Source organism: Kitasatospora sp. NPDC008050 (genome assembly GCF_042957465.1).
In the GTDB taxonomy this organism is placed as follows: Bacteria; Actinomycetota; Actinomycetes; order Streptomycetales; family Streptomycetaceae; genus Kitasatospora.
In genome coordinates this window covers 31,309-44,222 of sequence record NZ_JBIBIJ010000034.1, presented here as the reverse complement: position 1 = coordinate 44,222, position 12,914 = coordinate 31,309, and the positions used below count along the sequence as shown (strand labels likewise).

The following is a 12,914-nucleotide window of genomic DNA, read 5'->3' as shown; positions in this document are numbered from 1 at the left end:
CGCGTGCAACCGGCTGAAAGCCATACCCGGTGTCCCTGGGCCTCAGGACCATACGACTGGCCCCTCTGCCACACCAACAACGTAGGACCGGCTGAACCGGTTGCGCGAGATGGCCGTCGGCGCAGGTCCGGGCCGTGCCCCGGCGGGCCGTAGACTCGGGCAGGGGAAGCGCCGCGCGGCCGCGCAGTTCTGACAGTCAAGCGGGAGGAACCGACACCGTGCCCCACTCCGACGGACCTCGCCTGCGACCGCCCCGCCATCGGGTCGAGCGCCGCGCCATCGCCTGGTGGGTGCTGCGTGCCGCGTTGATCCCGATGCCCACCGCGCTGGTGCTGGGCGTCCTGTACCTGCTCATCCCACCGGCCCGCATCGTCTTCGGCCCGATCTTCCTGGCCGTCCTCCTGCCCGGGCTCTGCTACCTGGTCGTCATGCCGCTGTGGCGCTACCGGGTGCACCGCTGGGAGGCCACCGACCAGGCCGTCTACACCGCCTCCGGCTGGCTCTGGCAGCGCCGGCGGGTGGCGCCGCTGTCGCGGATCCAGACCGTGGACACCGTGCGGGGCCCGCTGGAGCAGCTCTTCGGGCTCAGCGGCATCAAGGTCACCACGGCCTCCGTCGCGGGCGCCGTGACCATCCGCGGCCTGGACCGCCACCGCGCCGCCGAGGTGGTGGAGCACCTGACCGCCGTCACCCAGGCCACCCCGGGGGACGCGACGTGAGCACCGGCACCCAGGAGCCGACCGGGACCACCGGCGCGGCCGCCGCCGGCGCCGCCGACAACGCCGAGCCCGCCGACAACGCCGAGCCCGCCGAGAGCGTTGATGCCGCCGACACCGTTGAGCCCGCCGAGCCAGCCTGGCAGCGGCTCAGTCCGCGGCTGATCCCGGTCCACCTCGCCTGGCTGGCCCCGCCCGTGCTCACCGCCCTCGCCACCCTGCTCGGCACCGGCGGCCGGCCCGGCCTCCAAGCGGTGATCACGCTCTCCTCGCTCACCACGGCCTTCCTGGTGGTCGCCGGCCTCAACCTGAGCCGCCTGTTCACCACCGGCTACCGGATCACCGCCGAGCGGCTGGAGCTGCGCTCGGGCCTGCTCTTCCGCAGCCGCCGCGCCGTCCCGCTGGAGCGCATCCGCAGCGCCGACATCACCGCCCGCCCCCTGCACCGCCTGCTCGGGCTCGCCACCGTCAGCATCGGCGCCGGTGTGCACGGCGGCTCGGCGGGCCGCGCGCTGCGGCTGGACGGTGTCACCACGGCCCAGGCCGGCGCGCTGCGCCAGGACCTGCTCAACCGCCGGGCCACCCTGATCGCCCAGCGACCGGGCACCGAGGCCCCCGAGCCCCCACCGCCGCTGGCCGAACTGTCCTGGCGCTGGCTGCGCTACGCCCCGCTCACCATCTGGGGGGTCGGCGGCCTCTTCGCGCTCCTCGGCGCCGTCTACAAGGCCCTGCACGACCTGGGGGTCGACCCGCTCGAACTGGGCCTGGTGCACTGGCTGGTCGCCGCCTTCACCGCCGTGCCGCTGTGGCTCGCGGTGCCGGTGACGCTGCTGCTGGTGGCCGTGCTGGGCACGCTCGCCGCGGTCGGCCAGTACCTCGAAGGCTGGTACGGATACCGCCTGGAGCGCGAGGACGGCGGCATCCTGCGGGTCCGCCGCGGCCTGTGGATCCACCGCTCGGTCTCCATCGAGGAGCGCCGGCTGCGCGGCGTGGAGCTGGTCGAACCGCTCCTGCTGCGGCTGGCCGGCGGCGCGCGGCTCAACGCCATCGCCACCGGCCTCGGCAGCGCGGAGGAGAACCGCACCCGTGGTGCGCTGCTGCCGGCCGCGCCGCGCGCGCAGGCGCTGCGGGTCGTCGGCGAGCTGCTGCCGGGCGGTCAACCGTGCCCGGTGACAGCCGAGTTGCGGCCGCACCCGGCGGCGGCCCGGCGCCGGCGGATCAACCGGGCGGTGGCGGCGGTCGCCCTCACCGCCGCGGTGCCGGCGGTGCCCGGCATCTGGCTGCCGGTGCTCCTGCCGATCGCCGCGGTGGTTGCCCTCGTGCTGCTGCCCGTGGCGGTGTGGCTGGCCGTCGACGCCCACCGGGCGCTGGGCCACGCGCTGGTGGGCAAGTACCTGGTGGCCCGCGCGGGTACCTTCGCCCGGCGTACGGTCGCCCTGGAGCGCGCCGGGGTGATCGGCTGGAGCGTCAGCCAGTCCCCGTTCCAGCGCCGCCAGGGCCTGCTCACCCTCACGGCGAGCACGGCGGCGGGCCGCGGCGCCTACCGGGTGCGCGACGTGGGCGTGGCCGAGGGGCTGGCGTTCGCCGCCCGGGCCGTGCCGCACCTGCTCGACCCGTTCCTCGACGAGAGCTGACCGTTCCTCGAAGAGGGCTGACCGTTCCGCGACGAGACCTGACCGTCCGCGACGAGACCTGGCTGTTCCTCGAAGGGACCTGACCGGGCGGCCGCGCCGACGGTGGATCAGCGTGCGCCACCGGCGCGGGAAATAGCAATGTCCGGCATTTCCGCGGCCGGTCGGCGGGTATGTTCCGGAGGGCCGAAATGCCCTCCGGAATTCCCTTTCCCGGCGCCCGGATCGGGCCAGGGGTCGCCCCGTGATTCGGTAGGGGTGGCTAGGGGACCCTAGGGGTTTCTGCTGGTCACGGGGCCTGGCACGCTGGCCGACGGTGTTGGATACCGTCTGCTGGGTGGTGGAGCGCGATGATGAACCAGTCCGAGGGTCTCATTTCGGAGCCGGACGGTACGGGGGCCGGAAATTCCGCGGCGTCCCAGTCCTGGCGGCAGCGGCTGGCCGACCGTTCCGTGGCGGATCAGCAGCGCCTGCTGGTGACCCTGGTGCTGGAGCACGCGACGGAATCCCTGCGCGGAAAGCCCGCCGCCCCGGTCGAGGCCGACCGCCCGTTCCTGGAGCTCGGCTTCGACTCGCTGGCCGCCGTCAACCTGCACAGTCGGCTGGCCGCCGCCACCGGGCTGCGGCTGCCGGTCACCCTGGTCTTCGACCACCCCACCGCCGCCTCGCTCGCCCGCCACCTGCGCGCCGAACTGCTGGGCCTGGCCGCCGACACCGGCGCGGTGGAGCCACTCGGCTCCGCCGACGACGAGCCGATCGCGATCGTCGCGATGGCCTGCCGGTTCCCCGGCGCGGCACACTCGCCCGAGCAGCTCTGGCAGCTGGTCGCGGACGGCACCGACGCGATCTCCGCCTTCCCGGCCGGCCGCGGCTGGGACCTGGGCGGCCTCTACGACCCGGACCCCGACCACCCCGGCACCAGCTACGCCCAGGCCGGCGGGTTCCTGCACGACGCCGACACCTTCGACCCCGGCTTCTTCGGCATCTCGCCGCGCGAGGCACTGGCGATGGACCCGCAGCAGCGCCTGCTGCTGGAGACCGCCTGGGAGGCCTTCGAGCGGGCCGGCATCGACCCCACCACCCTGCGCGAGTCGCGCACCGGCGTCTTCATCGGCGCCGAGGCCCAGGACTACGGCCCGCGCCTGCACGAGGCCACCGAGGGCCTGGAGGGCTACCTGGTCACCGGCAGCGCGCTGAGCGTCGCCTCGGGCCGGCTCTCCTACACCTTCGGCTTCCAGGGCCCGGCCGTCACCATCGACACCGCCTGCTCCTCCTCGCTGGTCGCCCTGCACCTCGCCGTGCAGTCGCTGCGCCGCGGCGAGTGCGGTGTGGCCCTGGCCGGCGGTGTGGCCGTGATGGCCAACCCCGGTTCCTTCATCGCCTTCAGCCGCCAGCGCGGCCTGGCCCCCGACGGCCGCTGCAAGCCGTTCGCCCAGGCCGCCGACGGCACCGCCTGGGGCGAGGGCGTCGGCATGCTGCTGGTCGAGCGGCTCTCCGACGCCCGGCGCAACGGCCACCCCGTGCTGGCGATCGTGCGCGGCACCGCGATCAACCAGGACGGCGCGTCGAACGGCCTGACCGCCCCCAACGGCCCCTCCCAGCAGCGCGTCATCCGCCAGGCGCTGGCCGACGCCCGCCTGACGCCCGGTGAGGTCGACGCCGTCGAGGCGCACGGCACCGGCACCACGCTGGGCGACCCGATCGAGGCCCAGGCGCTGCTCGCCACCTACGGCCAGGACCGGCCGGCCGACCGGCCGCTGCGGCTGGGCTCGCTGAAGTCCAACATCGGCCACACCCAGGCAGCGGCCGGCATCGGCGGCGTCATCAAGATGGTGATGGCGATGCGGCACGGCGTGCTGCCGCGCACCCTGCACGTCGACCGGCCCAGCGCGCACGTGGACTGGAGCGCCGGCGCCGTCGAACTGCTCACCGAGGCGATGCCCTGGCCGGAGCTGGACCGCCCGCGCCGGGCCGGCATCTCCTCCTTCGGCATGAGCGGCACCAACGCCCACGCCGTCATCGAGCAGGCCCCGACGGCCCAGGCGCCGCTCGCCGCCGCGCCCGCCGCCGTCACCCCGGCGGTGCTGCCCTGGGTGCTCTCCGCCAGGACCCCCGAGGCGCTGCGCGGCCAGGCCGAGCGGCTGCACGCCCACCTGGCCGCCCACCGAGAGCCGACCCCGGCCGACCTCGGCCACTCGCTGGCCACCAGCCGGGCCGGCTTCGAACACCGCGCGGTGCTGCTCGCCGGTGAACGCGCCGAGTTCGAGCAGGCGCTGCGCGCCCTGGCCGACGGCGCCGAGCTGCCCGGGCTGCTCCAGGGCACGCCGGTGGCCGGCCGCACGGCGTTCCTCTTCACCGGCCAGGGCAGCCAGCGCCTGGCGATGGGCCGCGAGCTGTACGAGACCTTCCCGGTCTTCGCCAAGGCCCTCGACCAGGCCTGCGGCCACCTCGACCTGCAGCTGGACCGCCCGCTGCGCGAGGTGCTCTTCGCCGCCGAGGGCTCCGCCGAGGCCGAGCTGCTCCACCGCACCGCCTACACCCAGCCGGCGCTCTTCGCCGTCGAGGTGGCGCTCTTCCGGCTGGCCGAGTCCTGGGGCCTCACCCCGGACTTCCTGGCCGGCCACTCGGTCGGTGAACTGGCCGCCGCGCACGCCGCCGGCGTCCTCAGCCTGGCGGACGCCGCCCTGCTGGTCGCCGCCCGTGGCCGGCTGATGCAGGAACTGCCCGGCGGCGGCGCCATGCTGGCCGTCCAGGCCACCGAGGCCGAGGCGCTGGCGCTGCTCGCCGACCGCACGGACGTGGACATCGCCGCCGTCAACGGCCCCGAGGCCGTGGTGATCGCGGGCGACGAGGAGGCCGTGTCGTCCCTCGCCGAGCGGTTCCGGGCCGAGGGCCGCAAGGTCAAGCGGCTGCGGGTCAGCCACGCCTTCCACTCGCCGCACATGGACGCCATGCTGGAGGAGTTCCGGCGCTGCGCCCAGGTGGTGACCTACCGCGCCCCGAAGATCCCGATCGTCTCGACGCTCGATGCTGCCACCGACCTGACCGATCCCGAGTACTGGGTGCGCCACGTCCGCGAGGCCGTCCGGTTCGCCGACGCCGTGCGGGTGCTGGAGCGCGAAGGCGTGCGCACCTTCGTCGAGGTGGGCCCCGAGGGCGTGCTGTCCGCGATGGGCCAGGAGTGCGTCACCGAGCCGGTCGCCTTCCTGCCGCTGCTGCGCGGCGACCGGCCCGAGGTCCGCACCTTCACCACCGCCCTCGCCCAGGCCCACCTGCGCGGCAGCGCGCTCGACTGGGACGGCGTCTTCGCCGGCCAGCAGGCCCGCCGGGTCGAGCTGCCCACCTACGCCTTCCAGCGCGAGCGCTACTGGCTGGAGAGCGGCAGCGCGCTCGGCGACGTCGCCGCGATCGGCCTGGGCACCGCCGACCACCCGCTGCTCGGCGCCGCGGTGGCACTGGCCGACGTCGACGGCTTCCTCTTCACCGGCCGCCTCGCCCTGGACACCCACCCGTGGCTGGCCGACCACGCGGTGCTGGGCAGCGTGCTGCTGCCCGGCACCGCCTTCGTCGACCTGGCGATCCGGGCCGGCGACCAGGTCGGCTGCGACCGCCTGGAGGAGCTGACCCTGGAGGCCCCGCTGCTGCTGCCCGAGCAGGGCGGCGTGCAGGTGCAGATCGTGGTCAGCGGCGCCGACGAGAACGGCAGCCGCTCGCTCAGCCTGCACTCGCGGATCGAGGGCGCCCCGGTCCTGGGGGCACCTGCCAGCCTCCAGGCTGGGGGAGAGCCGTGGACCCGGCACGCCACCGGCGTGCTCGGCGCCGGGGCCGCGCCGGCCGGCTTCGAGCTGACCGCCTGGCCGCCCACCGGCGCCCGCGCGGTCGACGTCGAGCAGCTGCGCACCGGCCTGGCCGAGGCCGGCTTCGGCTACGGACCCACGTTCCAGGGCCTGCGGGCCGCCTGGCTGCGCGGCACCGAGATCCTCGCCGAGATCGCGCTGCCCCCCGGTACCGAGGACGACGCCGACCGCTTCGGCCTGCACCCGGCCCTGCTGGACGCCGCCCTGCACGCGCTCGGCGCGGCCGGCGGCTCTGACAGTCCCGACGGCTCCGAGGGTTCCGACGGCGCGCTCCGCGGCGGGCTGCCGTTCGCCTGGACCGGGGTCACCCTGCACGCCACCGGCGCCGCTGCGCTGCGGGTCCGGGTCACGCCGCTGGGCCACGGCGAGGTGGCGCTCGAACTCGCCGACGGCACCGGCGCACCGGTGATGTCGGTGCGCTCCCTGGCGCTGCGCGAGATCTCCGCCGATCAGCTGGGCGCCGCCCGCGCCGCGCACCACGAGTCGCTCTTCCGGCTGGAGTGGGCCGCGTTGCCCGTCACCGCCGGTGCGCCTGTCACCGCCGGCGCGTCCGCGCCCGGCCGGTGGGCCGCGCTCGGCGCCTTCGCCGCAGCTGAGACCTTCGCCGCAGCCGAGACCTTCGCCGACCTGGCGGCGGTGGCGGCGGCCGAGGTGGTGCCGGAGGCGGTGTTCGTGCCGTGTGCGCCGCGCGTCGACGAGCTGTCGGCCGACGCGGTGCGGGAGGTGACGTACTGGGCGCTGGTCCTGGTGCAGTCCTGGCTGGCCGAGGAGCGGTTCGCGAACTCGCGCCTGGTCCTGGTGACCCGGGGTGCGGTCGCGCCTTTGGCGGGCGAGGAGCTGGCCGACCCGGCGCATGCCGCCCTCTGGGGCCTGATCCGCTCGGCGCAGGCGGAGAACCCCGAGCGGTTCGTGCTGCTGGACCTGGACGACACCTCGGCGGCCGCCCTCCCGGCCGCGTTGGCCTCCGGCGAGCCGGAGCTGGCACTGCGTCAGGGAGTCTGCTACACCAGCCGGTTGGCGCTGATCGCCACCGACGACGCGCTCACCGAGCCGGTCGGTGCGGTCGCCTGGCGGCTGGACATCCCGGTCAAGGGCACGCTGGACAACCTGGCGCTCGTCGAACACCCGGCGGCCGTCGCGCCGTTGGAGGCGGGCCAGGTCCGGATCGGCGTGCGCGCGGCCGGCCTGAACTTCCGTGACGTACTCAACGCGCTGGGCATGTACCCGGGCAACGCCGGTCTGTTGGGCCTGGAAGGCGCGGGCGTCGTCCTGGAGGTGGCTCCCGACGTCACCGATCTCGCCGTCGGCGACCGGGTGTTCGGCATCCTCTCCGGCGGCTTCGCCCCCGTCGCGGTGACGGACCGTCAGCAGGTCGCCCGGATGCCGCGCAACTGGACCTTCGCGCAGGCCGCTTCGGTGCCCCTGGTCTATCTGACCGCCTACTACGCGCTGGTGGACCTCGCGGACCTCCGGGCGGGCGAGTCGGTGCTGATCCACGCCGCCGCCGGGGGTGTCGGCATGGCGGCCGTGCAGCTGGCCCGGCACCTGGGGGCGGAGGTCTACGGCACCGCGAGCGCGGGCAAGTGGGACGCCCTGCGCAAGCTGGGTCTGGACGACGAGCACATCGCCTCCTCGCGTGATCTGGCGTTCGAGGAGCGGTTCCGGTCGGCGACCGGCGGCCGGGGCGTCGACGTGGTACTGGACTCGCTGGCCCGGGAGTTCGTGGACGCCTCGCTGCGGCTGCTGCCGCGCGGCGGGCGGTTCGTGGAGATGGGCAAGACCGACGTCCGCGAGCCCGAGCAGGTGGCGGCCGAGCACCCGGGGGTGCACTACCAGGGCTTCGACCTGATCGAGGCCGGGCCGCAGCGCACCGGCGAGATGCTGGCGGCGCTGCTGGAGCTCTTCGACCAGGACGCACTCGACCACCTGCCGATCGCGACCTGGGACATCCACCGGGCGCCGGAGGCCTTCCGCTTCGTCTCGCAGGCCAGGCACATCGGCAAGGTCGTCCTCACCGTCCCGGCCCCGCTGGACGCGGACGGCACCGTACTGATCACCGGCGGCACCGGCGCACTCGGCGCCGTCGCGGCCCGCCACCTGGTCACCGAGCACGGCGCCCGCCACCTGCTGCTCACCAGCCGGCGCGGCGCCGAGGCCCCGGGTGCGGCCGAACTCGCCGCCGAGATGGAGCAGTTCGGCGCATCCGTCAGCATCGTGGCCTGCGACGCGGCCGACCGCGCCGGCCTCGCCGCGCTGCTCGGCTCGCTCCAACGCCCGCTCACCGCCGTCATCCACACCGCCGGTGTGCTCGACGACGGTGTGCTCTCCTCGCTCACGCCCGAGCGGCTCGACGCCGTGCTGCGCCCCAAGGTGGACGCCGCGCTCAACCTGCACGAGCTGACCGCCGGACTCGACCTGTCGGCCTTCGTGCTCTACTCCTCGAACGCCGCCACCCTCGGCGGCGCAGGCCAGGCCAACTACGCGGCCGCCAATGCCTTCCTGGACGCGCTGGCCAACCACCGCACCCAGGCCGGCCTGCCCGCCCTCTCGCTCGCCTGGGGCCCCTGGGCCGAGGGTGGCATGGCCGGCAGCCTGGACGCCGCCGACCTCCAGCGCCTGGCCCGCGACGGCATGCGCGGCCTGAGCAACGCCGAGGGCCTGGCCCTGCTCGACACCGCCGGGGGCCTCGGCCGGGCCGCCCTGCTGCCGATGCACCTCGACGTGACCGCCTTGCGCGGCCGGGCCGCCACCGGCACCCTGCCCGCCCTGCTGCGCGGCCTGGTCCGCACCCCGGCCCGGCGCGCCGCCCAGGCCGGTGCGGGCGGCGGCTCGGAGCTGCTGCGCCGCCTGGCCGGCCTCCCCGAGGCCGAGCTGGAGCGCGAGCTGCTCGAAGTCCTGCGGGTGCGGGTCGCGGCCGTGCTGGGTCACGCCTCGCCCGAGGTGATCGAGTCCGGCCGGGCGTTCAAGGAGCTCGGCTTCGACTCGCTGACCTCCGTCGAGCTGCGCAACGCGCTCAACACGGCGACCGGCCTGCGGCTGCCGCCCACCCTGATCTTCGACTACCCGACCCCGGCCGCCCTCGCCGAGTACCTGCGCACCCAGATCGCCGGCGCCCAGCAGCCGGCCACCGCCCCCGGCGCGGCGGCCCCCGTCCGCGCGGCCGAGGAGCCCATCGCCATCATCGGCATGGCCTGCCGCTACCCGGGCGGCGTGCGCTCGCCGGAGGACCTGTGGCGCCTGGTCACCGGCGGCACCGACGCGATCGGCGCGTTCCCGGCCGGCCGTGGCTGGGACCTGGAGCACCTCTTCGACCCGGACCCGGACCACCAGGGCACCAGCTACGTCGACCAGGGCGGCTTCCTGCACGACGTCGGCCTGTTCGACCCGGCCTTCTTCGGCATCTCGCCGCGCGAGGCGCTCGCCATGGACCCCCAGCAGCGCCTGCTGCTGGAGACCTCCTGGGAGGCCATCGAGCGGGCCGGCATCGACCCGGCCACTCTGCACGGCAGCCGCACCGGGGTCTTCGCGGGCGTGATGAGCAGCGACTACGCCACCCGGATCGGCGCCGTGCCGGAGGGCGTCGAGGGCTACCTCGGCACCGGCACCGCCGGCAGCGTCGCCTCCGGCCGCGTCGCCTACACCCTGGGCCTGGAGGGCCCGGCGGTCTCGGTCGACACCGCCTGCTCCTCCTCGCTGGTCGCCCTGCACCTGGCCGTGCAGGCCCTGCGCCAGGGCGAGTGCGCGATGGCGCTCGCCGGTGGCGCCACGGTGATGGCGACGCCCGAGGCGTTCATCGACTTCAGCCGCCAGCGCGGGCTGGCCGGCGACGGCCGCTGCAAGGCCTTCTCGGACGGTGCCGACGGCACGGGCTGGGGCGAGGGCGTCGGCATGCTGCTGGTCGAGCGGCTCTCCGACGCCCGGCGCAACGGCCACCCCGTGCTCGCGGTCGTGCGCGGCACCGCGATCAACCAGGACGGCGCGTCGAACGGCCTGACGGCCCCCAACGGCCCCTCCCAGCAGCGCGTCATCCGCCAGGCCCTGGCGGACGGCGCTCTGACGGCCGACCAGGTCGACGTGGTGGAGGCGCACGGCACCGGCACCGCGCTCGGTGACCCGATCGAGGCCCAGGCCCTGCTCGCCACCTACGGCCAGGACCGCGACACCGACCAGCCGCTCTGGCTCGGCTCGTTGAAGTCCAACATCGGCCACACCCAGGCGGCGGCCGGCGTCGGCGGCATCATCAAGATGGTCATGGCGATGCGCCACGGCGTACTGCCCCGCACCCTGCACGCCGACGAGCGCTCGGCGAACGTCGACTGGACGGCGGGCGCCGTCGAGCTGCTCACCGAGGCCCGGGACTGGCCGGAGACCGGCCGGCCGCGCCGGGCGGGCATCTCGTCCTTCGGCTTCAGCGGCACCAACGCCCACACCATCGTCGAGCAGGCGCCCGCTGCCGCCGAGGAGAGCGGGGCCCGGCGCCCGGCGCCCGCCCTCGCACCGTGGCTGCTCTCGGCGCGCGGCCCCGAGGCGCTGCGCGACCAGGCCCGGGCGCTGCTGACCCACCTGGAGGCCGAGCCCGAGGCGACCACCACCGACCTGGCCTACTCGCTGGCCACCGGCCGCGCGCTGCTGGAGCACCGCGCGGTGCTGGTCGGGAGCGAGCGCGCCGAGTTCACCGCAGCGCTGGCGGCACTGGCCGCCGGCGAGCCGAGCGCCGACGCGGTGCTCGGTACCGTCGGTGCGGCGGGCCGCACCGCTTTCCTCTTCACCGGGCAGGGCAGCCAGCGGCGAGGGATGGGCGCGGACCTGTACGACGCCTTCCCGGTGTTCGCGGCGGCCCATGACGCGATCCGCGCGGAGCTGGACCGGTACCTGGAGACGCCGCTGAAGGATGCGGGGGCGCTGCTCGACGAGACGGCCTACACGCAGCCGGCGCTCTTCGCGCTGGAGGTGGCGCTGTTCCGGCTCGTCGAATCGTGGGGTGTGCGCCCGGACTTCCTGGCGGGGCACTCGATCGGTGAGCTGGCGGCCGCGCATGTCGCGGGCGTCCTCTCGCCGGCCGACGCCGCGCGGCTGGTGGCGGCGCGTGGTCGCCTGATGCAGCAACTTCCGGCCGGTGGCGCGATGGTGGCCGTGCAGGCGGGCGAGGCGGAGGTGCTGCCGTTGCTGGCGGGCCGCTCGGACGTCGGTATCGCCGCCGTCAACGGGCCGTTGGCGGTGGTGCTTTCGGGGGCCGAGCAGGCGGTCCTGGAGGTGGCCGGGCAGCTGGACTGCAAGACGAAGCGCCTGACCGTCAGCCATGCGTTCCACTCTCCGCTGATGGAGCCGATGCTGGCCGAGTTCCGCGCGGTGGCCTCGGAGTTGACCTTCCACGAGCCGAAGATCCCGATCGTCTCGACGCTCGACCGGTCGGCCGACCTGGCCACGGTCGAGTACTGGGTGCGCCATGTCCGCGAGGCCGTCCGCTTCGCCGACGCCGTCGAGACCCTGGAGAGCCAGGGCGTGCGTACCTTCGTCGAGCTGGGCCCGGACGGTGTGCTCAGCGCGATGGGCCAGGAGAGTGCCACCGCCGAGTCCGTCGCCTTCGTCCCGGTGCTGCGCGCTGAGCGCCCCGAGGCCCGCACCCTCACCACCGCCCTCGCCCAACTGCACGTGCGCGGTGTCACCGTGGACTGGGCGGCGGTCTTCGCAGGCACCGGTGCCCGCCGGGTCGACCTGCCCACCTACGCCTTCCAGCACCAGTGGTACTGGCTGGAGAGCGCCGCCGCCCCGGCCCCGGGAGCGGTGCAGAGCGACGCCGTGGACGCCGACTTCTGGGCAGCCGTCGACAGCGGCGACCTGGACACCCTCACCGCCACCCTCGACCTGGGGGGCGACCAGCCGCTCAGCTCGGTGCTGCCCGCGCTCTCGGCCTGGCGCCGCAAGAGCCGCGAGCAGGCGACCGTGGACGGCTGGCGCTACCGGGCCAGTTGGCGACCGGTGCGCGAGTCCGCCGCCCGCCCGCCGGCCGGCGACTGGCTGCTGGCCGTCCCGGCCGGGACGGCCGAGGACGCCGCGACGCTCGCCGTGCTGCGGGCGCTGACCGCGCGGGGCATCGAGCCCCGCCTGGTCGAACTCGGCACCGACGACGAGACGCGTGCGACCGTGGCAGAACTGCTGCGGGCGGCGGTGGACGAGTCCGCGTCGCTCGCCGGCGTGCTGTGGCTGCCCCCGCTCGACGGCGACCCGGCCCGCACCGCCACCGTGGTGCGGGCGCTGGGCGACGCCGGAATCACCGCGCCGCTCTGGTGCCTGACCCGTGGCGCCGTCTCGACCGGCCGGACGGACCGGCTCGCCACTCCCGAGCAGGCCCAACTCTGGGGTCTTGGGCGCGTGGTGGCGCTGGAGCACCCCGACCGCTGGGGCGGTCTGATCGACCTCCCGGCGGCGCTGGACCAGCGCGCGCTCTCCCGGCTGGCCGGGGTGCTCGGCGGCGCCGAGGACCAGGTCGCCCTGCGTGCCTCGGGCCTGTTCGCCCGCCGTCTGGTGCGCTCCACGCGGGGCGAGGCCATCGGCTGGCGGCCGTCCGGCACCGTCCTGGTCACCGGTGGCACCGGAGCGCTCGGTGCCGAGGTGGCCCGCTGGCTGGCCCGCACCGGCGCCGAGCAGCTGCTGCTCACCAGCCGGCGCGGCCCGAACGCCCCGGGTGCGGACGAACTGACCGACGAGCT

Annotated in this window: 3 protein-coding genes (1 of these 3 running past the window's edge); all 3 read left to right on the top strand. The window is 75.5% G+C overall.

Annotated features, from left to right (window positions below; genetic code table 11):
• Window positions 1-218: 218 nt before the first annotated feature.
• Complete coding sequence (locus ACFZB9_RS35965; protein ID WP_391454250.1) at window positions 219-719, top strand: PH domain-containing protein; 501 nt, start codon at window positions 219-221, stop codon at window positions 717-719.
• Window positions 716-2,350: a PH domain-containing protein gene (locus ACFZB9_RS35960; protein ID WP_391454249.1), complete on the top strand. Its 1,635-nt coding sequence runs from the start codon at window positions 716-718 to the stop codon at window positions 2,348-2,350. The genes ACFZB9_RS35965 and ACFZB9_RS35960 overlap by 4 nt, the downstream gene beginning before the upstream one ends.
• A gap of 350 nt (window positions 2,351-2,700) precedes the next feature.
• A protein-coding gene (locus ACFZB9_RS35955) for a type I polyketide synthase (protein ID WP_391454247.1) crosses the window boundary here: on the top strand, window positions 2,701-12,914 show its start. It continues 25,579 nt past the right edge of the window; only the first 10,214 of its 35,793 coding nucleotides appear in the window; it begins with the start codon at window positions 2,701-2,703; the stop codon falls past the right edge of the window.